This is a genomic window from Phaeodactylibacter xiamenensis, from assembly GCF_000759025.1.
In the GTDB taxonomy this organism is placed as follows: Bacteria; Bacteroidota; Bacteroidia; order Chitinophagales; family Saprospiraceae; genus Phaeodactylibacter; species Phaeodactylibacter xiamenensis.
The window spans coordinates 256,599-280,984 of sequence record NZ_JPOS01000038.1 but is presented as its reverse complement, the minus strand read 5'-3'; the positions used below and the strand labels follow the sequence as shown (position 1 = coordinate 280,984).

Here is a 24,386-nt window from a genome sequence, read left to right as displayed (position 1 = left end):
AGTCCTCGTTTGAGCTTACTCCTGAACTATCGGGGCGGGCTTATTCTCTATGCGAAATAGTTGATACTCTGGCAAAAATTGAGTAGGGTAAAGTAGAAGGATGCATCCTTCTACTTTATCCCTCTCACAGAACCGTGCGTACGGGCCTCGTACACGGCTCCTGTTAAATCTTATTCATAGTATTGATGCAACGTGTTGGTTTTCACCCGCTCCATGTCGTACAAGTGCAGGTTATTAAACCACTCATTAGGCAGCGCCATGTGGACCAGTTTGCAGCTCGCGTTGCGCCAGCGGGCCATAGAGATTTTCTCAAAACTCCCTTTGTAACCCATCCGTCGTAACTGTTTATGCAAGCCTTTCCAACTTTTCCACTCGCGCATCTGCTTCATCCGTAGGCGGCGGCGTATCCAGCTCATTAAATTACGGAACAGGCTCTTGGCTTGCCCAATGCGGAAGTAGTTGGCAAAACCCCGCAATAGCATCGACAGCTCCCTTATCTGGTGCTCTACGTTACGCCCGGAATTGCGTGGGGTCAGCTTGCGGACTTTGTCCTTAAACTTCTTCACGCTCTTTGGGTGTATGCGCGCACCCCGCCGGCTGATGATAAAACCCAGGTACGTTATGCCTTCCCATATCGTTGTGAGGTGCGTCTTCTTTACGTTGACCGTAAGTTTTAGCTCCTCTTCCAGATATTGGGCGGCTATAGAACGATACCTGCCCGCTTCACTGCGCGTGTAGCCGAAGATCAGTATATCGTCTGCGTACCTTACTATCCGGATGCCTTGACTTTTCATGTACTGGTCAAAATTGTCCAAATAGATATTCATCAGCAGCGGGGAGATTACTCCGCCTTGCGGGCTGCCAGCTTCCGCAGGGTAGTATGCCCCTTCGTCCATAACTCCCGTTTCAAGTATTTGACGGACCAGTGCCAAAACACTGCCGTCGCTTACTTTAGCCCCCACCCCTGCCAGTATCAAGCCGTGGTCCAGCGTGTCGAAGCACTTCGACAAGTCCATGTCAACGACATGAGCCAGCCCCCACTTGTTACTGAAACGCTCTGCCTTAGCCACTGCATGGGCGCAGCTGCGCCCGGGGCGGTAGCCGTAGCTCGATGGGTGGAAGCCCGGCTCGAAAATGGGCTGGAGGATGTTGAGCAGTGCTTGCTGCACCACCCGGTCGCGTACCGTCGGTATGCCTAATGGGCGTTCGCTGCCGTCAGGCTTCGGGATATACACCCGTTTTACTGCCTGCGGGCGGTACGCCTTCGTCCTGAGTTCTTTTTTCAAACGGCGCAGCTCTGACACCCTCTTCTCATCGAAGTCGGTGATGCGAACTCCGTCTACTCCGGCAGCGCCCCGGTTCGCCTTTACCTTCTGGTAGGCTTCCATGAGGTTCTTCCAGCTGTACACTTTGTCGTATAGGCTGTACCATTTTCGCATAAAAAAAAAAACTTTTGTACGTTGCAGCTTCTCTGAGCTCCAGGCGGTGCAATTAAGGCAGGCTGTTTGTTCTGGCGGGAGGCAGGGCGTTTCTAGCTCTATGGCAATCTACCCTGTCTGGCTCCACCGTACTCAACGCTCGTGCGGATTATTGGTCAGGCTGGGCTCGTCACCACCTTCCCATAATTCCTCATCGGGGTCCCACCGACGATTGTCTTCACTTGTACCTTAACGACCCCTTGGAGGGAGACGCTTTGATTTAACTTCGCCCCTTCGCAGCTTACCAGCACTTTTGGCGCTGATAAGTCAAGTTGACTAGCTTTGCGGTCAGCCATCGCAACTTGTCCTCCAAGTTTTATCCTCCACCCTGTTACCAGAGCTTCAAAGGCTCGGAGTTTAAAACTACTACGGGCTCATCTGCCACCTGCTGGCGTGTGGCTGCTGCCTCGCCTTGCGACTTGTTAGCTGCTTGTCCAGATAAAAAATCCCGGACACCCCAACAGGCTTCCATGGTTAAGCAAACTTTCCTGTATGGGACACCGTCCGTTTTAACGTGGCAGGTTATCCGGCTTTTGGGCTTTCCCACTTTTTGCAAGGTTACCCACCTGCCGCGCCACTCCCGGTTCGCTCCCGCTACGTGCCCCATACTTGCTAAGGCTTCCTTCCCACCCTACCGTTGCCAGTAACGCAGTTGCCTTCGCATTGGCTTCCCACCGATTAGGCGCCAGGGCTTCTTTCAGCCCTTCGGAAAATGTTTGCATGCCATGCAAACAAAAATCGCGCTCCATAGAGTGGAACGCGATTTTCACTTATAATCCCATGAACATATCCAAAAAATAATCTTTTGCTTACTTCCCTGACTCTCAATCAAATAACTTCTTAACAGATATAAAAACTCTGTTACAGCGCAATAAAATGCATGCACTGTTTGGAAGAAACGGAAGTTTTGCTTTATCTTCGTCGCACAAGTGAGAGAATAAACTACACAGCAAATCGTAATCTCAACAAGACGACCATAATCCCATGAATGTGATTTAGAATTTGGCGGACACTTTTGTCCGCCATTTTTATTTTTGTTGGGATTATTGTGGGTGTTCTCATAGAGACGGAAACAAAATAAGTTAGACCGTTTGAGGTTTTTCGAAATTCCATAAGCAAGTGAATACTTGGAAGTTGCTTATGGAATTTCGAAAAAGCATAAAGAGAAAAACGGTCTGGCTTATTTCCGTCAAACTACGTAGTGAGTCGTGCGTCCCAGCGATTTCCAAAAACCACCGGGACTGCACTTCACTAAATTATAATCCCATGAACATATTTCAATTAACTTTTCTTGTCTCTCTCCTCAATGCCTTCCGATCACATTACAAATATGAAGACTTCTGCTGCCTGAGCCAAAGACAGATTCGGGCTTTTGTGAAAAAAAACCAAAACCCCAAGAGCTCAAAAACCAAATAAATACAAGCCCTAATAGGATAAATGTGAAACAAATCGCATCAATAACTATTATTTTTCTTGTGAAATTCTCTGAAATTTTAACAAAACAAGGGTTAATTGGATTTTAATGCCGCAGAAAAGGCATAAAACCATGCCCTCCAGCGTTGATAGCAACTCAATTATTCTATGGAAAGGAAAAGGGAACTGATTGCTTAAGCCCCCCAACAAAAACCAATACGATAAACGCAGAAGGGGCCAACAGCGATTGCCGTTGGCCCCTTTCAAATAAGTTTGGTCAAAGTCTTCACTCCTGCTACGCAAGAGGTACGAAGAGCTTAAGCCTGATTTTTTTCATCGGCACTTCCCTCCTGCCAGTCTTCAACCGCTTCATTGATTTTGTCGGATACCACCATAGCCACAGCCTTAATGGTGTCCACAACATCCTCAAAAGATTCGCCAAGCGTGGCAGCCAGAGCATCGCCAACAGAGTCGTCCTTTTTGCCTTCCGCATTAGGGGAATCCGCAGCGGGCTTCGCTTCAGCTTTGCCCTCCTTTATAGCTTCTGCAGCATCCTTTAGTTTTTCTGACTCTTCTGCCCGGGCCTTCGCCTCTTCCTCAATCTGTTGCTTGATTTTAGCTTCCACCTCCTTTTGCGCCTCCTTAACTTCCTGCTGTTCCTTACGCTTAGCTTCCTTTTGCTCCAGCACTTTCATTCGGCGCTCCAGGTCTGCCTTTGTCTTCTCCATATCATCCAATTTAGCCGTCTTGGAGTTGATCCTTTCTTCGACCATTTTGATTTTAGCCGTACGGATCTGTGCCTCCAACTGGCCATCCGTGGTATCAACCTTACGCTGCTGGAAGCTAAGCTCATCTTTATCCCGCTTGATGGAATTCGACATCCGATTGATAGCGCCAAGCAAACCATCGTAACGCTTCTTCAATCGTTCTAACGGAGAGTGGTCTCCCCCTGCAGACTCTCCAAAGCGCTTTTCTTTTACCTCTTTGAACATGCCGTCCAGCTGCTTCCACACTTTATTGCGGTCCTCCCTGGTAAATTTGGTATTCTTAAACTGCCGCTGCACCTTTTTCAATTCATCAAATACGGATTGAAGGCGCTTATTCTCTTTAATCTTGGCTTCCAGCTCACCAAGGCTTTCCATAAACTGCTCGTAGTTCTCCCTGGACCTGGCCTTGAACTCCTGGTCCATCTTAGAACGCAGGTCTTTCATTTCTGCAAAGAGCTCGTTGGTGCGCTCCCGAAGTTGCTCTGCATGGTCGCGGAACAGGTTACGGTCTGTTACCTGCTCCTGTACCTTATCCCAGAAACCTCTGAGCTCTTCCCAAATCTGCTTGTCAAAGCCATCAAGGCGGCTTACCCGGTCTCGCAGGTCTTCCAGTTCTGACTTGTAAGCCTCGCTAAGCTTGGAGGAGAGTACAATAAACTGCCATTCCGTTTGTGCACGGGTGACCAGGTCACTGCGCTCTACTTTAATGCTCTCGGGCAAAAGTGAATCAGCAACATTCAATCCCCGTTCTGTCACCATGTGCGCTTCCGGGAATTCCACCTCCTTATCGTTGCGCCAGTCGTCCATCATTTTCTGATAGAACTCATCAGTGGCAACCGCATCAGGGAAAGTGTAGATTTTTACCTGATTATCGTCTGCCAATAATTCCACAGCCACCAGTATGCGTTCGTCCTGTGCATTCGTCCCCCAGAGTACAAGCTTTGTCTTCATAATCTTCGTAGTAGTAAGTCAAAAGTTCTGACCGGGGCCTACCCGGCTTTGTTCCTATTCACAAAATTAAGAAAATGCCCCGCTTTTTAAGGATTTAGCCCTAATCAAGCATTTATCAGTTTGCTGGCAATAAGGTGTTCGGCAATTTGTACTGCATTTGTAGCCGCTCCTTTACGCAGGTTATCGGCCACAATCCAGAGGTTAAGCCCATTGGCAACAGACTCATCCCGGCGGATACGCCCCACGAAAACCTCGTCTTTGTCTTTGGCAAAACGGGGCATCGGGTAATTGTTATTGGCGTTGTCCTGCAGCACTTTAATGCCCGGCGTGTTATTCAACAGTTCAATGGCTTTCTCCACTTCAAAAGGCCGTTCGAACTCCACATTCACAGATTCCGAGTGCCCGCCGTTAACAGGCACGCGCACGGCAGTTGCGGTTACGCCAATTTGTGGAGCATTGAGAATCTTCCGGGTTTCATTCACCAGCTTCATCTCTTCCTTGGTATAATCGTTTTCCAGAAAGACATCACACTGCGGCAGGCAATTCTCAAAAATCGGATGCGGATAGGCCATCTCTTCAGCCTTGGGCTTATACCCTTTTTTCTCCAGCTGATATTGTTTCACAGCCTGCATGCCAGTGCCCGTAAAAGACTGATAAGTAGAGACCACAACCCGCTTAATGCCAAAAGCTTCGTGCAGGGGTGCTAAGGCCAGCACCATTTGAATTGTTGAGCAGTTGGGGTTCGCAATGATCTTGTCTGCAGCAGTGAGTTCCCCGCCGTTGATTTCAGGCACCACCAGCTTTTTGCCCGGGTCCATACGCCAGGCAGAGGAGTTATCGATAACCGTTGTGCCCACTTCCGCAAACTTAGGCGCAAACTCCAGTGAGGTTCCGCCACCTGCTGAGAAAATGGCAATATCCGGGCGGGCAGCAATGGCGTCTTCCATGCTGATCACTTTGTGGTCTGCTCCTTTAAACTTTACCATTTTGCCTACCGAACGGGCAGAAGCGACTGGCAAAAATTCAGAAACCGGCAGGTTCCTTTCTTCAAGTACCCGGCACATTACCGTACCCACCAGGCCTGTTACACCAACAACAGCGACTTTCATAGTTGCAATCTTTTATTTGTACCGGTGGCGGCGCCCGCCTGGTACCTTCTACAATAAATTGGTGCGCAAAGATAAGCCCCTGCAGTGATTACCAAAAGGTTTTGCCCCTACAGTCGTTAAAAAATAAGGATGCAGCCGCACTGACCTTCCTTAGCTGTGTTGAATTCGCTATTTTTGGGGCATGAAAGCACTCTATTACCTGTCCCTGTCGTTAACCCTCCTTGCAAGCCCGGCTTACGCTCAACTTCAGGATGATTTCTCGGATGGCGATTTCTCCTCCAACCCTGAATGGCTGGGAGATACCGGCCGGTTTGCCGTAACCAATGGTGAATTGCAGTTGCTGGATACCGACCCGGGCAGCAGCAACGAATCTTTGCTTTACGTTCCGGCGCCTACCTCAACGGATGCTGCCACGACGTGGGCTTTCTATATCCGTACGGAGTTCTCCCCTTCTTCCAGCAACTTCGCCCGCATCTATTTGTCTGCCTCCTCTCCAGATTTAAAAGGAGCACTGAATGGCTACTATGTACGGATTGGCGGTATTTCAGGCAGTGATGATGCCGTGGAGCTATTTCGGCAGGACGGGACCGCTTCCACCTTACTGATTAGTGGTGCCACTGGGGGCGTGGGCAGTGACCCTGCCCTAGCCCGAATACGGGTGACCCGCTCTGCTGAAGGGGAATGGACATTGGAAACCGACTACAGCGGAGGCACCGATTTCACTCCGGAAGGAAGCGCAACTGACTTAACTTACCCAACCGGCAGCTTTTTTGGATGGGTCTGTACTTACACGAGCACCCGTGCTGAGTTGTTTTTCATGGATGATGTACTGGTTGATCCACTCTTTACCGATACCGCCCCTCCTACCCTTTTGGAGGTCACTCCGAACACCGCTTTTCAACTAGAGGCAAGATTTAGTGAGCCGATAAGCGAACCCTCTGCCAATAATTCGGCAAATTATAGCATCAGCAATGGAATTGGCACACCGGTCTCTGCCGAATTGCAGGCAGATCCAACCCGGGTGCTGCTGTCATTGGGCACCGCTTTGGAGAACACCGCCACTTACAACCTCACCGCCAGCAACATTCAGGATGAAGCAGGAAATACAGCAGCTCTCCTGCAGGCTGAGTTCACCTACTTCAATATTCAGCCCGCCCTCCCCGGCGACCTCATCATCACTGAGCTGATGCCCGACCCCACGCCATCCGTGGCATTACCGGAAGCCGAGTACCTGGAATTGTATAATGCCAGCAATAAAGTCATTGACCTGGGTACCCTCCAAATTACTTCTGGTAGCACCCCGGAGGCTTTATCTTCATTTCTTTTGCAACCTGGACAGTATGTTGCGGTTTGCGATGAAGCCTTTCTCACAGCTTTTACTGAATTGGGGCCTGCCGTTAGCGTGGGGGACTTCCCGGCACTTTCCAACGGCGGGGATGTCGCTACCCTCCTTGATGAAAATGGGACGACCCTGTTTGAAGTCACTTACACGGATGCCTGGTATCAGGACGAAGAGCGTTCGGATGGTGGTTACAGCCTCGAACTGATCCGCCTGGAAGGCCCTTACGACTGCCCCGGCAACTGGCGGGCCTCCCAAAGCACAACCGGTGGTACACCTGGCCTTGAAAACAGCCTGCTGGGCGCTGCACTCGACACTACGCCCCCTTCTGTGGTCAAAGTGGTGCCGGAAAGCAATATGGAAATCCGGGTGCAGTTCAGTGAGATCATGGATATGGGGACAGTAACTCCCCCCGGCGCTTACACCCTGGAGCCGGCAATAGCCGTACTTGACGTAATGCTACAGCCGGACGGGCTGACCGCTTTGCTACTGTTGGATGGAGAGTTATCCCCGGATCAGGCTTATACCCTCAGCTTTTCTACAGCCCTCACCGATTGCATAGGCAACCCACTTGAGCAGCAGTCTTTTGCTATTGGATTGCCACAGCCCGCCGAGCCCATGGATATCATCATCAATGAAATCCTCTTCAATCCGGAGAGCGGCGGCTCTGATTTTGTTGAGCTGTACAATCAAAGTGATAAAATCATAGACCTGGCCGGGCTGCAAATGCTCAACCGTCTAAAACTGAGCGGCAGCGTGGAAGCTTCCGTCGACGATAACCTTCTGATTTTCCCCGGTGACTACCTGGTCTTTTCTGAGGACCCCACTGATATTCTCAACCGATACACTGTGCCCAGCCCCGACCGCTTGCTGGAGAATGACCTGCCTGGCCTGGACAACGATGAAGGCAATCTGACCCTCGTGCTGAATGGGGTCACACTCGATGCTTTTGATTACTCAGAAGACCTGCATTACCCCTTACTTGATGATGAAAACGGCGTCAGCCTGGAGCGCATTTCCCCAATGACCGGCACGCAGGACGATGGCAACTGGCACTCTGCCGCCTCTACTGCTGGTTTTGCTACGCCCACCGGGCCCAATTCCCAGTTTTTTGAGCGGGAAGGGGTATTCGACGAGATCATCAACATTCCCCGCGCCCGGTTTTCTCCCGATGAGGACGGCTTTGAAGATGTGCTGCTGATTGATTACACTACCGATCAGCCGGGCTATACCGCCAACGTCTGGATATTTGATGCGCAGGGGCGGGAAATGCTCCGCCTGGTCAATAATGAAACCCTTCAGAATACCGGCACTTTCAAGTGGGACGGCATCGCTGCCGATGGCAGTCCGGCCCGGATCGGCATTTATATCCTGTATTTTGAACTTTTCAGGCCCGATGGCGCTGTAGAGAAAGACAAGCGCGCAGTTGTGCTTGCCGGACAATTAGACTAAAATGTGGACAGGCCGAATTAAGAGCTTCAAAGATGCATTCCGCGGGCTGTGGTACACCATCCGTACTCAGCAGAATGCCCAGATCCATCTGGTCATTACCGCCTTTGCGCTGAGCTTTGGTGCTTACGTGGGGCTCACTGCCACCGAGTGGTGCCTGGCTTTTGTGGCCGTCGCGCTGGTGCTGGGTGCAGAAGGGCTCAACACCGCTATTGAAGAGCTGACAGACCTCGTCTCTCCGGACTACCACCCGCTTGCCGGCCGTGCAAAGGATGTGGCGGCGGGCGGTGTTTTGGTTTGTGCCATTTGTGCCGCTGTCATTGGGGTGATTATCTTTGGGCCGCACATTGCTGCCCTTTTTCACCCTTAAATGGCTCCGGAATCATGACCAACCCACTTAGTTTTAATTGCCTGCCCTTTGAGAAGCTATCACTACAGGAATTGTACGACAGCATGGCGCTGCGGCAGGAAGTATTTGTCGTTGAGCAAGACTGTCCTTACCTCGATGCAGATGGCAAGGATGAAGCGGGGCACCACCTGCTGGGATATAATGCGGATGGCAAGCTTATTGCTTACACCCGACTGCTGCCCCCAGGCATTTCTTATCCCGACTACGCCTCTATCGGGCGGGTGGTCACTTCACCCACCGCCCGGCGTACTGGTGCCGGGAAATTGCTAATGCGGGAAAGTATTGCCTGGTGTGCCCGCCTTTATGGTGAAGTCCCCATAAAAATTTCTGCTCAGGTTTACCTGATCCGTTTTTATGAATCTTTTGGTTTTGAAAAAGTGGGTGCGGAGTATCTGGAAGATGATATCCCGCATGTGGGGATGGTGTTGAGGTAGGCCAACCTCCGGAAAAAACAGACAAGCCCCGGCAGCCAACACCACCGGAGCTTGTCCATAAAGCCTTACGCTACACCTGGCCTTACCGCTGCACCATCACTTTGAGCTGATGGGCGCGCTGCCCGTCTGCGGTAGTGAAGTGCAGGAAGTACCAGCCTTCTGCCCAGCTGTCCACTGGCAAACGGTGGGTGCCGGACGGCAGCAGGCCTGACCATACTTCCTGCCCGGCTGCATTAATGGCGCGCAGAGAGAATTGGGCGCCCGGGTTCCACTCTACCGCCACTTCGTCCTGTGCCGGGTTGGGGAAGGCGGAGGGCTGCCTTTTATACCGGCCAGCCCGTTATTGAGCAGCCTGGCGCAGTCCATCGTGACCAGCCCATAGTTGCTGCCTTCCCGGTTGCCCTCTACGATATGGAGCCCATAGAAGTCATTATCCGCCACTTCAGCCTGCCCGCGCAGGGTGACATTAACATACTTGCCTGGCGGGCAATACAAGCCCACGTCATTATTGGACAGCTCGCCACCGCTCATGATGTACTCGCCTACGTTGGAGACGTGGACAGCGCCCCAGGTCATATATTCAGGCTCCGTTGGCACGTTGTAGTTTTCAATGACACTTGCGTCTACCCGCACAGACTGCAGCTTGTCGAGCAGCATCGCATTCACACCGGTGCCGGTGCCATTGAAATGGCAGTCCCAAACCCGCGCATTGCTGCCGTATGAGAGCCAGATAGAATTCCGGTTATCAGAAAAGCCGCTCTGGAAGAACAGGAAGTCCAGCGCATTGGCCGGGTAGGTATGGTAAGCCTCCACGGCATTGGCAAACCCGTAGGCTTCGTTGTCCACAAAACGGATTTTAGTCGCCCCGTCAGCCAGCAGTCCCACCGCCGTCTGCCCGCCGGTCTTCAGCTCCATATTAGAGATAAAGGCTTCGCCCTGCCCTACGGAGATTTTGGCATAATTACCGTATTCCGCCAGGCCTTCCAGCAGCTCTACGGTATTGTCTCCAATATCAAGGGTCGTATTGTTGCGCAGGCGCAGGAAGCGCTTGCCGATGCCCCGCCCTTCGATGCGGAAAATACCGCCCGTAAGGCTGAGAATATGGCTCTGGAAAAAGTCAAAGAAGCCATTGCCGCTGAAGTCGATGCTGCCCTGTACCTCCAGCTCGCCCTGCACTTCGAGCACAGCACGCCCGAAGGGGTCGTCCCCGTCCCAAAGCTGCACGATAGCGCCCGGCTCCAGTACCAGCTTGCCGCCGTCTTCCACCACGCACTTGGAATCCTGGCTGACGCGCAAAATGCCCCCACTGCCAATGCGGGCTTCGCCCCCTTTTTCGATGCGGACCTGCCCGCCAAAGCCTGCGCTGAGCAGACCGTCGGAAAGTACCTCTGTATAGCCCCCCTCCTGTACGATAAAACGGGAATCTTTATTGATGTACAGCTCGCCCTGGGCTTGAATGGAGACCGTCGCGTCTGCCTGCACGTAGACCTGGGCGGTGTTGGTGATGCCGGCGGCGGCGTCCCATTGGCCGAGCTCCATGCGGGCGGTGGGGGCGATGGTGAGGGTGGTGGGGTCGCCCTCGCAGAAGCTGCTGCGGATGAAGACCTCAAAATCACTGACTTCATCGTTATTGAGATTGGCTGCTATATCCGTAAAGCCGATTCGCCCGGCCCGGTTGACCCAGAGTTGCCCGCCGTTGATGATGTCGGTATCTTCATCGATAATGGGCTCTGTGCGATATACCGGGAAAGGCATAGGAGGGTTGGCGTAATCATAGACCTCCGGGCTGTCCCCGTGGTTGAAGGTACGGTTGTCGAGCGTGGCAGGGGTTACTGCCCCATTGGAAGCTACGGAGAGCAGCATGCCGGTGTTATCAACGCTAAAAGGGTTATCGTGTTCCCCATTTGCATTTTCTATGTCTGGATCATCGTTGGCCACCATGTAGTCCATGGTCGTTTGTGACAAGGCCAGCACCGCGTTGTTATCATTGATAGGCTGGAAGGGGTCGCTCAGTGGCCCTGCTAAAGACTGATAGGGCCCCACTTCTAAAGCGCTTATGGTTGGAATAAAGCCAAAATTGGGCTGAAGCAGGCCTGGCAATGCCCCGCCTTCATCATCAACCAGAGCGGAACGTCCTGCCGGAGCACTATCGAAAGGCTGGGTGCCCGAAACTCGGACTTTTACGATGTCGAATACTACGGGAATAGTAAACACACGTACAACTGTCACGTTGCGGTAGATAAACTTTGGAGACGAGGGCATATCTGGCAAGGACCAAACATCAAAGTCCAAATATCCACCTGTGCCAAGAAAAAGATTGCTGGCAATATCAATTGGAAGGCTCCAGCCACTGCCCAAATTAGAAAACTGGGTCAGAAGCTGACCTGAAGTCCCTGCCAGAGAGACAAGTTTATCATGCGGATTAAAGCCCTGCCCAATGCCTATCTGAGAGCCAGCGGCTATCGCCAAATGCTCGCATTGCTGCAGTTTGCCCAGGCTCGTGAAGTAATCATAGAAACTCCGGTAGGAGTTATTGAACAGCAGGTCCTCTTCACTATGGTAGGTCAACAACTGACGAACCGAAGGGCGTTTTAGAGTAAAAGCAGCCCCAGAAAGGTCTGGCACTAACGTGCCTAGTGAGATACTTGCAACGCCCGGGACAACATGCACCTTTAAACCATTCAGGTGATGGACCATATGCTGCAACCCAAGCGGGATATTCGCCCCCCGCAGTGGGGAATCCACACTGACGAACAAACGGGCATCATGGGTTTCCCCATCGCGCTCCATCTCCAGCAGGGCCAGCTTGCCCACTACTCCGCCCATGCTTAGGCCAGCAATCACCAATGGCTCATCGGTAACCTTGCGGTCATTGATTTCCCGGATGGCTTGCTTGACCACTTGGGCATTTTGCTCCAGAGGTTTAGTCTCATCGTCAAAGTCCAGGAAAATGAGGTCGTAGCCGTCGTTGAGTAGGTCTTGGATTATGGGGTTCCCAGTTGGTGTTGGAGCTACTGTTAATCTTTCAATTATAAAGTCAAAATCATTATCAATAAAGAAAGGGTGCCCGTTCTCCTGATTATCCTCAATGTCCGGGTCGAATAAAGTGGGCGTTTCAAATCCGCCAATAATAAGCAACGGTCGGCGGATGACGCCATCACAACAGGAGGTTTGCACAAATAATCGATCAATTTCATCATCCCAGGCAGGTGTTGCACTACTCAAATCAATGGTAAACTCTGGTTCTTCTCCACCGCAGTAGCCAACCGGGTCAATAGTCGGGGACGCACTGGCGTTGGGGGTCACAGTCATTTTGCTCCGGCTGAGCAGTACCTTACCGTTGGTAAGCGTCACCCGGGCTTCAAAATCCATTTCGCTGCCCGATGATGCCGTAAAGGTGTATACACTGCCCGGTGCAACAGCGGTGAACCCCTGCCCCGTATTGATTTCGTACCCCGTTACAAACTGTGCCGGAATATTGGTCGCCACGGTGGGGCTGAATGCATAAACCTGCCCGGCCGTCAGCGCCTTCTTGCGCCACGGAGCAGCCGCAATGGCAAACTCCCGCTTGTAAGGCGAATCCTGAGGCCCGGAAATATCTACCAGCTGATTATTGGTGATACTGATGAGGTTTTGGCTGACCGCATCCGGTTTAAGTTTATGGTAAGCGTAGAGCAGAATTTGGTAATCGAAGGTATCAGAGCCAGACTCCGCAGGAAGCGCGGCCGTATCCACCTGCGCATTGGCATTGACGGTGGCGCTGAGCAAAGTGGCCTGCACGAGGCGGCAGCGGAGGGGCGTGGAGATGGTGGTGCTGTCCGGGTCGCCATTGAAGGCGCTGAGGCGCGTGAAGGGCGTGCCGTGTTCTTGCAGCAAGCCGGTAGACAACCCACTTAAATCGAGGTTAGCAAAGACCCAGTCCGGCGTGTAATATCCGGGGGGGGGGACGTATCTATGGTCTGTTGCGCGCAGAGCGCAGGCGCTGCCAGGATGAATACTCCAAGCAGCAGGTTTCTGAAAATAGCGGTTAGTCGCATGTGATCAAGATTAAAATAGGTTAATTAATTGGCCCAGTCGTAATCGAAACGGCCATCGGTGATAAAGAGCGTGTCGCCACAGTTATCATCGACCACTGTGCACTGAAAGGTGCCAGAGACGATAAATTCGTCGGTGTCCAGGTTGAGAATTTCTACCCAGTTGTCAGCACCTTCCAACAGACGTGAAGGGTCACTTGACTCTTGACAAGGATGATTTCGATCGTTATAGAATGCATCGTGCAAGCTATATCTACCTACACTATCTACATACGCAGCGATATAAACCGAATCATCAAAGCCCTCACAGCTTCGTCTCATCCCAGAAATCTGAAAAATCTTATAATTCGGAGACCAGTTTCCAAGTATACTACTCTGAAGGAACCCGCCCCCACAGCGCTGCCAGTTCACCCCATTGATTTTGCAGGCGAAGTTGCCCTCCCCGGTCGTGGTGATGGGCGGTAGCTCATTGGGCTGTGCGATGGAACCTCTGTCGGGCTTAAAGAGTGGCTTATCGCACCCGACCCACAGCAGGGGTACGGCGAGCAGCCAGGTGAGGAGTAGGAATTTGTTTTTCATAGGTGAAGGTTTTATGTGTGAAAAAATAGAAATTGACTTAGATCCACCCCCGCCCTTTGGGCATCCCCGTCTCACGGCGCTGTAGCCAGTTGCGCTGCCGGAAGCGCCCGGCGGGGATAGGACGGGCGGTGCCTTCAACTGCCGGCTGGGCGGCTGTTCGGGCATGCCTGTTTAATGCCAATACTAATGGTACTGCTATAGCTCAAGGCTTTAGCAGGGCGGTTATGTTTTTTGTTCAAGTACGTGTGGCGGTCACACAGGGAGCGCCGGTTTTTATGTTACTGCGCGCAGTGATTCGTGCAATTGATTGGTAATATACGACTTGGCTGTGGTAATGTCAAGGTTGCAGCGTGAAAACATTGTTGTTGTTTTTGGGGCTTGGGTGGGGGTAGGTGGAGCGTTGGTTCTGGCTGGGTTGTACATGCGACTCAACCTGTCTGCGCCGGGTAGACAGGTTCTACGGAGTCGGGCTGCCTTGAGTGCCTGAAAGATCAAGATGTGACTTCTACGAAGTCGGGCTGTCATAGGGGGGCCTGAGAGATTAGGATGTGACTTCTACGAAGTCTTTTGTTCGTTTTTTTCGGGTTATTAGGTATGCTACTCGCTCTTTGAGTAGCCGAAGGTATCAGAGCCAGACTCCGCAGGGAGCGCGATAAGTTAAGTTCTATCAGATAGGTAAAGAGGCTGTTGCAGCTAAGCCTTTCTGACCGGGTTCATCCCTCGGCCAACTGCCCGATCAACCGGTCCAACTTCTCCTTATCTTCCGCGCTTAGCGGGATATCAGCCAGCAAGTCCTCAAGGACGTACTTCCTCAACGCAGCAACATCAAACTGTGATTGGACAGACAGGAAAGTGCGTACGGTCTCCAGGTCCAGTTCTGTAAAGTCGGATAGTTCACTGGCTGGCCATTCCGGGAAACGAACTACGGTTTTGAGCAGATTGAAGATACTCTTTTTATAGATGCCTTCTTCCCGACCTTTCTCCAAGCCTTGCTCCCGGCCCATTTCCAATAGTTGTTCTAATGTACTCATCACATTCGGTTTTGTCGTGAATTCGGTGTTTTCCAGTTCTTCCAGGAACCTCTTGGGGGAGCGCTCGGCTACGCCCAGAATATAAGTTATAATAGAAAGCACCTGATCGCTATCTTCTGCCCCTTCAAAGATAACTTCAATATACTCAAAGATCAAGTCTGGCTTGTGCCGCAGCGCCATTGATAGTACAGTGGAGCGGAAATAGCTCAGGTCTAGCTTTAGCAGCTCCTCTGGTGGCAGGCGGTGCGCATCTTCAAATAAAAAACGAAAATCAGGCAGATAGGGTTTAAGGACTTCATAACCGGGGTGCCCCTTAAAGATTTCCCGGATACGCTTAGGCCGCCACGTGGCTTTACCATTGTAAAACAGCAGGGGCAGCACGGGTTCCAATGGCTGCTTTTTAGCCTTCACTTGCTCGCGCAGGAGTAGGAAAATGTACAATCCTATTTGTACCGCTACATACTCGTCCGGTTCTGATTTGTGCTCGAATAGTAGGCAGAAATGAAAATGCGCCCCACTTTCGCCCTTCAGCTGACACCGGTATACGACATCAGCGCTGAACAGCTTCAAATTTGGGCGTAGGGACTGTACTTTTTGCTGCTGAAGCGTACTGAGGTCTGCAATAGCTGCAATTTTAGGATAGAAATACTCAAGGTAGGCTTTAACCACCTCCGGGTCGCTCATTGCCGATTTAAAGAAACGGTCGTCCGGCTGATGAATATCAAATTTTTTAGGCATGATACAGAGTATGCGTCAAGCCCAAAAATAATCATTTTGTTCTAAAAAATAAAAATAAAACACAAAAAGTATCACCCCAGCAGTGCCTTATGCGTAGCATCCAGGATTTGGCGTACCTCACCATGCTCCGGAGCCTGTGCATAAACCCGGAGTACCGGCTCCGTGCCCGAAGGGCGGATCATCACCCACCGGCTGCCGCCAAAGTAAAACTTGAATCCATCAATATCTTCCACGCGCTCTACCTGATAAGGTCCAAAAGCTTTCAGGCTACCTTCCTGACACTGCTTGATGATCGACTGCTTTTTCGCTTCCGTAAGGTGCAGATCGTCCCGGTCATAGGCAAAGGACCCTACCCGGTCGTAAACCTCATGAATCAGTGCCTTAATGGATTTCCCGGATTTCGCCATGAACTCCATGATGGTCAGACCAATCCAAATGCCATCGCGCTCCGGGATATGACCACTTACAGCAAGACCGCCGGACTCTTCTCCGCCTACCAGAACGGGTTCCTGTGCCATGATCTCGGCAATGTATTTGAAGCCAATCTTGGTCACTTCAATATCCAGCCCGAACTGCTTTGCCAGTTCCTGCATTTTTTCCGTAACAGAAAAGGTGACAACGACCTTCCCGGTCTGTTTTTTATACTCGTGCATGTAAAGCAGCAACAATAATAGGATATGATGGGAATCCACAAAGTTACCATCCTCATCGTACATGCCAATGCGGTCCGCATCACCATCGTTAGCGAGGCCAAGGCCAATTGACGGGTCGTTTTTGATCAGTGCAGATAGCTCGCTGAGGTTACGGTGGATGGGCTCCGGTGCCTGCCCCATGAAGGAAGGGTTGTAGTCACAGTGCAGTAAAACCGCATCAGGCAATAAGCGGCGCAATGCATTCTGCCCAGCTCCGTACATCGCATCGTAAGCAATTTTGAAATCGGCATTGCGGATGCTTTCCAGATCAAAGCTGTCGGTAACATGGTCGACGTAAATCTGCTCCAGGTCAACGTACTCCAATAGCCCCTGAGCTTCCATCTCCTGAAGGGTCGGCAGGGCTCTGTCGAATGTATCCGGAATATGCGACTCCACCTCCGCCACCTGCGCAGGGATCATTGGGCCGCCCAGTTTGGACTTCAGTTTGAAGCCATTGTAAGAAGGCGGATTATGGCTTGCCGTAATGACAACGCCCAGGTCTGATCCGGTCTTCACTACGCCCAAAGACACCATGGGCGTGGAGACGAAGCCCTTCGCCAGCTTCACCTTCATCCCGTAAGCGCCCATTACCCGAGTAGTTGTGTGGGCAAATAATTCCCCACCAAAGCGGGCATCGTGCCCGATCACCACCTGAGCCGCCTCATTGGCTTTCATCCAAATCGCAGTTCCGGCGGCTACCCGCTTTACATTCTCAACCGTATAATCTTCAGCAATAATAGCGCGCCAGCCATCCGTTCCGAACTTGATCTTTGTCATATTTGTCAGTGGTTTATATGCTATGGTAAACAGATTTGTACAAAGGGTTCACTGCCAGGTTGCAATTCTACCACAAGGTTGGCAATGATTAGCGCCCAAATTTAGTAAATTCGCCACACTCTACAGTTAGAAAACCAAAATCGTTTGACAGACACCTACCGGCATAAGGGCATGCGCCGAAAGCTCGTGGAGCAGCTTAGCGCGAAAGGCATCAGGGATGAGCAAATCCTGAACGCTATTGGTACGCTGCCCCGGCATTTCTTTCTGGATAAGGCCTTTGAGGAATGGGCGTATCAGGACAAACCTTTCCCGATTGGGAATGAGCAAACTATTTCCCAGCCCTACACCGTAGCTTATCAGACGAGCCTGCTGGAAGTCAAAAAGCGGGACAAAATCCTGGAAATCGGCACTGGCTCCGGCTATCAGGCGGGCATTTTGGCCATGCTGGGTGCCAGAGTCTACACCATTGAGCGGCAGGAACTGCTCCATCGCCGGGCCAAAAAGCTGCTCGACCAATTGCAACTGGGCAATATTCGCTGCTACCTGCGTGATGGCTACAAGGGCCTGCCTGAATTTGCGCCCTTCGATAAAATACTCGTCACTGCCGGTGCCCCGGAAATTCCGGAACCCCTCCTGCTTCAACTCAAAGTAGGCGGGCAGCTCGTCATCCCGGTAGGAGAAAAAGCACAGAAAATGCTCCGCCTGACCCGGCTGAATAAAGCGGGGGACGTAGAAACGGAAAAGTTTGCGGATTTCAAGTTTGTGCCTTTCTTAAAAGGCATTAATAAGGTTTAATCCACCCGCCGCCCGCCAGCGGTCCGGGAACGCACCGATACCTGATCCACCTCCCTCAGATCCACCAGCAAGGTCGCCAGAGCGGCACTTCCACCCGCACGCCATTTGCGGCCATTATAGGTGACAATCGCCGCACGCCGGTCCCAGTCGGAAGCGCGCAGGGTGTAGCGGTCGTTCATGGTCGGATTGGGGCCAAAAATAAGGTAGCGGTCGTCACTGCCGCTCTCAAAGGAAATGGCGAGCCGCTCCCGATCGGGGGTGAACAGGACTGCACCGGGAGTGCCTTTGGGGATGACCACCTGCTCCACCTGTTGCCCGTTTACCAACTTGATCTCACCGGAAATGACTTCGGCTTTCTCTGCACGCAGCTCACGCGTGAGCACGATGGGCTCAGAAAGATAAAACTGAATGCGCTTCAGCTCAGCTTCGGTAAAGCGCCCTTCGTCGTAGACCCTTGCAGTAAAAGGGCTCAGGGTTGGGCCGCAGGAGCTGAGCAAAATAACCGACAGGATGGCGAACGGGAAAAAAGTTTTCATAGCAAGATGGATTTGGTAAAATCACAAAGGAAATGCCTCCAATGTAAAGGTAGGACGCCAAATTTGCCAGTGGGTTAAAACTCTTTAACCTGCTTTAACGCCAGTTTAACGCCGCTGCCGGAAGAAAGCTTTAAGCAACAGTTGGCTTTCCTCTTGCAGTACGCCATACTCAATCTTTGTTTTGGGGTGGAGGAGCTGATTGCCCTGCTTAAGGTACCCCCGCTTCTCATCGGGCGCTCCGTAGACCAGGCGGCCCAACTGCCCCCAGTACAAAGCACCAGCGCACATAACGCAGGGTTCCAGCGTAACATATAAGGTACAATCGCGCAAATATTTACTGCCCAGATGGTTGGCTGCGGCAGTGAGGGCAAGCATTTCGGCATGGGCCGTCACATCATTGAGGAGCTCCGTCTGATTATGAGCCCGGGCAATGATCTGATTTTGGCAGACCACTACTGCTCCCACCGGGATTTCACCGGCTTCGTAGGCCGCCTGAGCCTCTTGCAAGGCTTTTTTCATAAAGTGTTCGTCACTGAGTACGCTTAGCATGCTGCAAATATAGAAGGTGTAGGGCGGACCTGCACCAACCCGAAAGGGATTTTTAGAATTCCATGGCGTCTCGCTTTTATTTTTTGCAGGCAAATTCCATACCTTTGCGCATGGAAATACAGAAAACAGCTAACAACAAATTCGTCAAGGAAGGGCTCACCTTCGATGACGTACTCCTCGTCCCTGCTTACTCTCAGGTTTTGCCACGGGAAGTCGATGTATCCACTCAACTTACAAAAGGTCTTCGCCTGAATGCGCCCATTGTTTCAGCCGCCATGGATACGGTGACTGAGAACAAGCTGGCCATCAGCATCGCCCGGCAGGGTGGTATCGGGATCATCCACAAAAATATGACGATTGAGCAGCAGGCCGAGCAGGTCCGCAGCGTCAAGCGCTCAGAAAGTGGCATGATCGTCGATCCCGTCACGCTGGAAGCCGATGCTACCATTGGTGATGCGCTTAGCTTAATGCGGCGCTTCAAAATCGGTGGGATCCCCATCATTGACAAAGCCAATAAACTGGTGGGTATCCTTACCAACCGGGATTTGCGCTTTGAGACCCGCCTTGATGCTTCGGTACAGGAGCTGATGACAAAGGATAACCTCATTACCGCACCAGTAGGCACAAATCTGGAACAGGCTCGCGACATCCTTCAGGGGCATAAGATCGAAAAACTCCCGGTGGTGGATGACAACCAACAACTGGCCGGGCTGATCACTTATAAGGACATCATGAAGGTGCAGGATTTTCCAAACTCCTGCAAAGACAGCCTGGGCCGCCTCGTAGTAGGCGCTGCCGTTGGTGTCACTTCTGATATGATGGACCGGGTAGAAGCCTTGGTGAAAGTTGGGGTCGATGTGGTCATCATTGACACGGCTCACGGACATTCTGCTGGTGTGCTCAACGCCGTCAAAGACGTAAAGGGGCACTTCCCTGAACTACAGGTCATCGGTGGCAACGTAGCTACAGGCCCCGGAGCCCTGGCGCTGGCCGAGGCTGGCGTGGATGGTATCAAGGTAGGCGTAGGGCCAGGCTCTATTTGTACCACACGGGTCGTCGCTGGCGTGGGTGTCCCACAACTCACGGCCATCAATGATGCTTATGAAGCGGTTAAGCACCTCGGCATACCGATTGTTGGTGATGGCGGTATCCGCTACACTGGTGATATCGTTAAGGCTTTGGTCGCGGGCGCGAATACCATTATGGCTGGTGGATTATTTGCCGGTGTGGAGGAAGCCCCGGGCGAGACGATCATCTACGAAGGCCGGAAATTTAAGGTCTACCGTGGCATGGGCTCCATAAGCGCGATGGAAAAAGGCTCCAAGGACCGGTACTTCCAGGATGTGGAGGATGACATCAAGAAGCTGGTACCGGAAGGTATCGAAGGGCGTGTACCTTATAAAGGAACCGTCGCTGAAGTGATGGTACAGTACCTGGGTGGCCTGCGGGCTGGCATGGGCTATTGTGGCGCAGCTACCGTTGAGGATTTGCAGCATGCGCAGTTTGTCCGGATAACCAGTAGCGGTATACTGGAGAGCCATCCGCACAACATCACCATCACCAAAGAGTCGCCGAACTACAGCCGTCGGTAAAGCATTTTGCAAAAAGCGGCAATAGTGCTATTTTCGGTCCTAACTGAAATTGTGCCCGCACTATGCCGCAACCGCAGAAACGTATTCCTAAGTCCTTTTTCACCCGCAGTGATGTGCTGCAGGTGAGCAGGGAACTGCTGGGGCAGCACCTGATTACGGAAATCGATGGCGAACGTACTGTTGGGCGAATCGTGGAAACGGAAGCCTACCATCAGGATGGCGATAAAGCCTGCCATGCTTACGCCGGGCGGCGTACGAAGCGCACAGAAGTCATGTTTATGGAAGGCGGGCATGCCTATATTTATCTATGTTATGGTATACACCACCTGTTCAATATCGTTACCGGCAAAGCGGATGTAGGTTCAGCTGTCCTCATCCGCGCGCTGGAACCTGTGCATGGGCAGCCCCTCATGCTGGAGCGAAGAGGGATGGAGCGGCTGGAAAAACGCCTGACCGCCGGCCCGGGCACCCTTGCTCAGGCCATGGGCATCAAGAAGGCGTGGACAGGTACGGACCTCACCGACCCACCAGGCCCGATATGGCTGGAATACGGCGACCAAATACCGTCTGCCGACAACATAGCTGAAAGTGCAAGGATCGGTGTAGGCTACGCAGGGGAGTGCGCCCAATGGCCATGGCGCTTTACCATTGCAGGCAACCCCTGGCTCAGCCGCTGACAATTCTAAGCCGGAAAATTCGTTGACTAAAAGAAATACCAAAATACGAGGATGAAAACACTACGCTTACTCTTTATTACCCTGCTGATCAGTTCCTCATTGATTGCCCAGGACAGTGAAATCAAGAATTACGACTACGTTTATGTGGATCACATCCGGTCGGTTCGCTTTCATGTGAATGGGCTGGTTCTGTCAAACCCCATTGTCAACCTGGATGCGGGCGCTCAGCTCAAGCTTTCCTTTGACGACCTGGATGCAGATGTCAAGGACTACTTCTACAGCATCGTCCACTGTGACCGCAACTGGAACCCCTCTAATCTGCAGGAGATGGAATACCTCGATGGCTTCAATGAGGAACGTATTCAGAAGTACGACTTTTCCTTTAAAACGCTCTGGCCTTACACCCATTACACCCTGACTCTCCCCAATCGTGATATGCGGTGGCGACTGTCTGGCAATTATCTCCTGCTCGTTTACGATGAGTCCAACGACCGGCAACTGGTCATTACGCGGCGGTTCGTGGTAGTGGAGCAACTGGTGGGAATCAGCCCTCGCTTTTTGCGGGCCAACAACGTTAGCAAACTGCGTACCCACCAGGAAATAGACTTTAATGTTGCCCACAAGCAGCTCAATATTCAAAATCCGCAACAGGAAATTACCGCAACCGTGATGCAAAATGGGCGGTGGCGCAGTGCGATTACCGGGATAGAGCCCAAATTCATCCGTCCCGAACTCATGATTTTCGACTACCAGGACGAGATTGTCTTCCCCGGCGGCAAGGAATTCCGATTTGCAGACCTGCGCAGTTTCAGGCGGGTCAGTTTCAATGTAGCCTCCGTTCGGCAGGAACAAGACTCTTACATCGTGGAGATGAAGGCCGATAATCCCCGGGACAAACTCGCCTACACTACGTTTGAAGACCTTAACGGTAAGTTCATTATTGAAACCACTGATCAAAACCGGGGAGGGAACCGGCAGGAAGACCTGGCACTCGATCAGCTTTATGCCGAATATGCTGATGTCTCATTTGCACTGAATACGGAAAAACTTCCGGGCTACGATGTATATATTATTGGTGGGTTCACGGACTGGACCCTCAAAGACCGCTACCGCCTCGAATATGACCCTAATCTGCAGGCCTATGCCACCTGGATCATTCTGAAACAGGGTTACTATGACTACATGTATGCTGCCGTACCCAAACCAAATAACAATCGCAAGAAGCAGGACCGCAACCTGAACATCTCCCTGCTGGAAGGCGATTCTCACGAAACCATCAATGAGTATACCATTATTATTTATTACCGGCCTTTCGGTAGCCGATACGACCGGGCGGTCGGCTCTGTTACTTTTACCTCCACTTTGGAGCCCTAAATCCGGAAAAAAGGACATTAATCCGACATAAGTTGGCCTTAATATAATTTTTGTGGCGGTTTGGAGCCGGGCACTTATTATTGTGCTGCGTTCGATGAATAAGCTATTATGGCTTATTCGCCAGAGAAGCAGCATTGACTACTGCAAAATCCAAATCGTATGACCATCAAGAAATCCGCCCTGACACTAGTTTTCTTTGCTTTAACCAGCTGGATGATCCAGGCTCAGACCCAGCCCTGGTCTCTGGAAAAATGTATTGAGTACGCCCAACAAAACAACCTCAGCCTGCGGCAGGCACAGTATGACATCCGCAGCGCTGAACTGAATATACAGGAAAATAAATACAGCCGGCTGCCAGCCTTAAGTGCCGGAGCAAGAGCAGGCTACCAGTTTGGGCGTACAATTGACCCCACCACCAATAGCTTTAACAACGAGCGCATTGGTTTCAATAGTTTTTCACTGGATGCCAACGCCATGCTTTACGGTGGCGGCTTCATAAATAACTCCATCAAACAAAGCGAGCTCAACACCCGCGCTGCCAGGCTTGATGCCGAAGCGACTTCCAACAACCTAGCCTTAGATGTGGCAGCCGCATACCTCAATATATTGCTCGCAGAGGAGCAACTAACCAATGCAGAAAAGAACCTCGAACTTTCTGAAGAGCAACTCGAACAAACCGACAAATTAATCCGTGCAGGCTCCGTACCAGCCAATGACCGGTTGGATATCCTATCCCAAATCGCTCAAAACGAGCGGGCCATCATCGAAGCTGAAAATGCCGTGAATATTGGCTACCTCAATCTCAAACAGTTGATGCAGCTTGGGCCGGAGGACGATTTGAAAATCGTTCGCCCTGAGTTTATTGAACTCCCTGACAATGCCAATCCACAAGCCGTAGGCCTGGAAGAAGTATACAGCGCCGCCCTGCAAACCCAACCGCAAATCAGGGCCGCTGACCTGCGAATCGAGTCTGCTCAGGTTTCTGAGGCTATTGCCGAATCTGGTTTCCTACCGACCCTTTCGCTCTTTGCCAACCTAAACTCCAACTTCTCTTCTGCCTTTCGGTCCCCTATTTTCGAAACTCAGCGGGTACCACAAACTGTCTTCATCGATGGCAGCCCCGTAACCATTGAGTTTCAATCGCAGGTGCCGGTAGATGACGAACAAATTGCCTACACGGACCAAATTGACCAGAACTTTGGCCAGGTTGTAGGGCTCAACCTGAATATCCCAATTTACAGCCGTCACACCAACCGCATCAATAAAGAACGAGCTCGGATCAGCAAACTGAATGCCGAGGTGGGCAGCGTGCAGCAACGCCAACTTTTAGAGGCAGATGTACAGCGCGCCATCGCAGACACCCGGGCGTCTTTCAACAGTTACAAAGCCGCCCAACGTTCTGTAGACGCTGCGGAAATGGCCTTCGACAATGCGCAAAAGCGATTTGACCTAGGCGCCATCAACACCCTGGAATTCGCAACCGCCCGCACCACACTCGATCAGGCACGGATTGAGCTGATCCGTTCCAAATACCAGTACCTGTTCAACCTGAAGACCATAGACTTCTATATGGGCAAGGCACTGGAGCTGAATATGAATTAGAAAAGTTTCATTTTTTGAGCCGCCCCGGAACAAGCAGCGGTTCTTAACCAACTTTAGCCAC

At 51.7% G+C, this 24,386-nt stretch carries 20 protein-coding genes; 8 read left to right on the top strand and 12 right to left on the bottom strand.

Annotation, left to right across the window (positions count from 1 at the left end; all coding sequences use genetic code 11):
• Nucleotides 1-170 precede the first annotated feature (170 nt).
• From ltrA to IX84_RS15930, 4 genes are all read right to left on the bottom strand, one after another.
• Complete coding sequence (gene ltrA, locus IX84_RS15950; protein ID WP_044215669.1) at nt 171-1,439, bottom strand: group II intron reverse transcriptase/maturase; 1,269 nt, start codon at nt 1,437-1,439, stop codon at nt 171-173.
• A 548-nt stretch (nt 1,440-1,987) separates the two neighbouring features.
• Nucleotides 1,988-2,227: a hypothetical protein gene (locus IX84_RS15940; protein ID WP_044222885.1), complete on the bottom strand. Its 240-nt coding sequence runs from the start codon at nt 2,225-2,227 to the stop codon at nt 1,988-1,990.
• 981 nt (nt 2,228-3,208) lie between these two features.
• Nucleotides 3,209-4,609: a coiled-coil domain-containing protein gene (locus IX84_RS15935; protein WP_044222882.1), complete on the bottom strand. Its 1,401-nt coding sequence runs from the start codon at nt 4,607-4,609 to the stop codon at nt 3,209-3,211.
• 104 nt (nt 4,610-4,713) lie between these two features.
• Complete coding sequence (locus IX84_RS15930; protein ID WP_044222879.1) at nt 4,714-5,718, bottom strand: aspartate-semialdehyde dehydrogenase; 1,005 nt, start codon at nt 5,716-5,718, stop codon at nt 4,714-4,716.
• A gap of 181 nt (nt 5,719-5,899) precedes the next feature.
• Here IX84_RS15930 and IX84_RS15925 point away from each other — a divergent pair, with 181 nt between their 5' ends.
• The 3 genes from IX84_RS15925 to IX84_RS15915 are packed head-to-tail and all read left to right on the top strand — an operon-like array spanning nt 5,900 to nt 9,349.
• Complete coding sequence (locus IX84_RS15925; RefSeq protein WP_052516056.1) at nt 5,900-8,509, top strand: lamin tail domain-containing protein; 2,610 nt, start codon at nt 5,900-5,902, stop codon at nt 8,507-8,509.
• Nucleotide 8,510: 1 nt separating this feature from the next.
• The gene (locus IX84_RS15920) at nt 8,511-8,876 is read left to right on the top strand and encodes a diacylglycerol kinase family protein (RefSeq protein ID WP_044222876.1); all 366 of its coding nucleotides are present in this window, start codon (nt 8,511-8,513) and stop codon (nt 8,874-8,876) included.
• Between the two features lie 14 nt (nt 8,877-8,890).
• A complete protein-coding gene (locus IX84_RS15915; protein WP_044222874.1) occupies nt 8,891-9,349 on the top strand; it encodes a GNAT family N-acetyltransferase in 459 nt (152 codons plus the stop codon).
• 82 nt (nt 9,350-9,431) lie between these two features.
• On the opposite strand, the gene IX84_RS15910 is transcribed toward IX84_RS15915, so the two are convergent.
• The 6 genes from IX84_RS15910 to IX84_RS15890 all read right to left on the bottom strand — a co-directional run bounded on the left by IX84_RS15910 (nt 9,432) and on the right by IX84_RS15890 (nt 17,200).
• A complete protein-coding gene (locus IX84_RS15910) occupies nt 9,432-9,632 on the bottom strand; it encodes a hypothetical protein (protein ID WP_044222872.1) in 201 nt (66 codons plus the stop codon).
• Nucleotides 9,623-13,237, bottom strand: a complete 3,615-nt coding sequence (locus tag IX84_RS15905) for a hypothetical protein (protein ID WP_044222870.1) — start codon at nt 13,235-13,237, stop codon at nt 9,623-9,625. Before IX84_RS15905 ends, IX84_RS15910 begins: the two co-directional genes overlap by 10 nt.
• 173 nt (nt 13,238-13,410) lie before the next feature.
• Complete coding sequence (locus IX84_RS15900; RefSeq protein ID WP_044222867.1) at nt 13,411-13,962, bottom strand: hypothetical protein; 552 nt, start codon at nt 13,960-13,962, stop codon at nt 13,411-13,413.
• 37 nt (nt 13,963-13,999) lie between these two features.
• Nucleotides 14,000-14,143: a hypothetical protein gene (locus IX84_RS33390; RefSeq protein ID WP_160213788.1), complete on the bottom strand. Its 144-nt coding sequence runs from the start codon at nt 14,141-14,143 to the stop codon at nt 14,000-14,002.
• Nucleotides 14,144-14,675: 532 nt separating this feature from the next.
• A complete protein-coding gene (locus IX84_RS15895; RefSeq protein ID WP_044222865.1) occupies nt 14,676-15,731 on the bottom strand; it encodes an Rpn family recombination-promoting nuclease/putative transposase in 1,056 nt (351 codons plus the stop codon).
• Between the two features lie 71 nt (nt 15,732-15,802).
• On the bottom strand, nt 15,803-17,200 hold the full coding sequence (locus IX84_RS15890) for a phosphohexomutase domain-containing protein (RefSeq protein WP_044222864.1): 1,398 nt from the start codon (nt 17,198-17,200) through the stop codon (nt 15,803-15,805).
• A gap of 144 nt (nt 17,201-17,344) precedes the next feature.
• Here IX84_RS15890 and IX84_RS15885 point away from each other — a divergent pair, with 144 nt between their 5' ends.
• Nucleotides 17,345-17,995, top strand: a complete 651-nt coding sequence (locus IX84_RS15885) for a protein-L-isoaspartate(D-aspartate) O-methyltransferase (protein ID WP_044222863.1) — start codon at nt 17,345-17,347, stop codon at nt 17,993-17,995.
• Here IX84_RS15885 and IX84_RS15880 read toward each other — a convergent pair.
• A complete protein-coding gene (locus IX84_RS15880; protein WP_044222862.1) occupies nt 17,992-18,531 on the bottom strand; it encodes a hypothetical protein in 540 nt (179 codons plus the stop codon). The two genes, IX84_RS15885 and IX84_RS15880, sit on opposite strands and share 4 nt — an antisense overlap.
• Nucleotides 18,532-18,636: 105 nt before the next feature.
• Nucleotides 18,637-19,080 carry a nucleoside deaminase gene (locus tag IX84_RS15875; protein WP_044223213.1) on the bottom strand — a complete coding sequence of 148 codons (444 nt, stop codon included), beginning with the start codon at nt 19,078-19,080 and terminating at the stop codon, nt 18,637-18,639.
• 110 nt (nt 19,081-19,190) lie between these two features.
• Here IX84_RS15875 and guaB point away from each other — a divergent pair, with 110 nt between their 5' ends.
• From guaB to IX84_RS15855, 4 genes are all read left to right on the top strand, one after another.
• Complete coding sequence (gene guaB / locus IX84_RS15870; protein WP_044222861.1) at nt 19,191-20,672, top strand: IMP dehydrogenase; 1,482 nt, start codon at nt 19,191-19,193, stop codon at nt 20,670-20,672.
• A 62-nt stretch (nt 20,673-20,734) separates the two neighbouring features.
• Complete coding sequence (locus IX84_RS15865; RefSeq protein WP_044222858.1) at nt 20,735-21,349, top strand: DNA-3-methyladenine glycosylase; 615 nt, start codon at nt 20,735-20,737, stop codon at nt 21,347-21,349.
• A gap of 51 nt (nt 21,350-21,400) precedes the next feature.
• Nucleotides 21,401-22,723, top strand: coding sequence for a type IX secretion system plug protein (locus tag IX84_RS15860; RefSeq protein ID WP_044222854.1), 1,323 nt, complete (start codon nt 21,401-21,403; stop codon nt 22,721-22,723).
• Between the two features lie 159 nt (nt 22,724-22,882).
• Complete coding sequence (locus IX84_RS15855; protein ID WP_044222852.1) at nt 22,883-24,325, top strand: TolC family protein; 1,443 nt, start codon at nt 22,883-22,885, stop codon at nt 24,323-24,325.
• Nucleotides 24,326-24,386 lie beyond the last annotated feature (61 nt).

Coding starts and splice junctions, on each gene's coding strand:
- ltrA (WP_044215669.1), bottom strand. CDS start 1,439: ATGCGAAAATGGTACAGCCTATACGACAAAGTGTACAGCTGGAAGAAC.
- IX84_RS15940 (WP_044222885.1), bottom strand. CDS start 2,227: ATGGAGCGCGATTTTTGTTTGCATGGCATGCAAACATTTTCCGAAGGG.
- IX84_RS15935 (WP_044222882.1), bottom strand. CDS start 4,609: ATGAAGACAAAGCTTGTACTCTGGGGGACGAATGCACAGGACGAACGC.
- IX84_RS15930 (WP_044222879.1), bottom strand. CDS start 5,718: ATGAAAGTCGCTGTTGTTGGTGTAACAGGCCTGGTGGGTACGGTAATG.
- IX84_RS15925 (WP_052516056.1), top strand. CDS start 5,900: ATGAAAGCACTCTATTACCTGTCCCTGTCGTTAACCCTCCTTGCAAGC.
- IX84_RS15920 (WP_044222876.1), top strand. CDS start 8,511: ATGTGGACAGGCCGAATTAAGAGCTTCAAAGATGCATTCCGCGGGCTG.
- IX84_RS15915 (WP_044222874.1), top strand. CDS start 8,891: ATGACCAACCCACTTAGTTTTAATTGCCTGCCCTTTGAGAAGCTATCA.
- IX84_RS15900 (WP_044222867.1), bottom strand. CDS start 13,962: ATGAAAAACAAATTCCTACTCCTCACCTGGCTGCTCGCCGTACCCCTG.
- IX84_RS15895 (WP_044222865.1), bottom strand. CDS start 15,731: ATGCCTAAAAAATTTGATATTCATCAGCCGGACGACCGTTTCTTTAAA.
- IX84_RS15890 (WP_044222864.1), bottom strand. CDS start 17,200: ATGACAAAGATCAAGTTCGGAACGGATGGCTGGCGCGCTATTATTGCT.
- IX84_RS15880 (WP_044222862.1), bottom strand. CDS start 18,531: ATGAAAACTTTTTTCCCGTTCGCCATCCTGTCGGTTATTTTGCTCAGC.
- IX84_RS15875 (WP_044223213.1), bottom strand. CDS start 19,080: ATGCTAAGCGTACTCAGTGACGAACACTTTATGAAAAAAGCCTTGCAA.
- guaB (WP_044222861.1), top strand. CDS start 19,191: ATGGAAATACAGAAAACAGCTAACAACAAATTCGTCAAGGAAGGGCTC.
- IX84_RS15865 (WP_044222858.1), top strand. CDS start 20,735: ATGCCGCAACCGCAGAAACGTATTCCTAAGTCCTTTTTCACCCGCAGT.
- IX84_RS15860 (WP_044222854.1), top strand. CDS start 21,401: ATGAAAACACTACGCTTACTCTTTATTACCCTGCTGATCAGTTCCTCA.
- IX84_RS15855 (WP_044222852.1), top strand. CDS start 22,883: ATGACCATCAAGAAATCCGCCCTGACACTAGTTTTCTTTGCTTTAACC.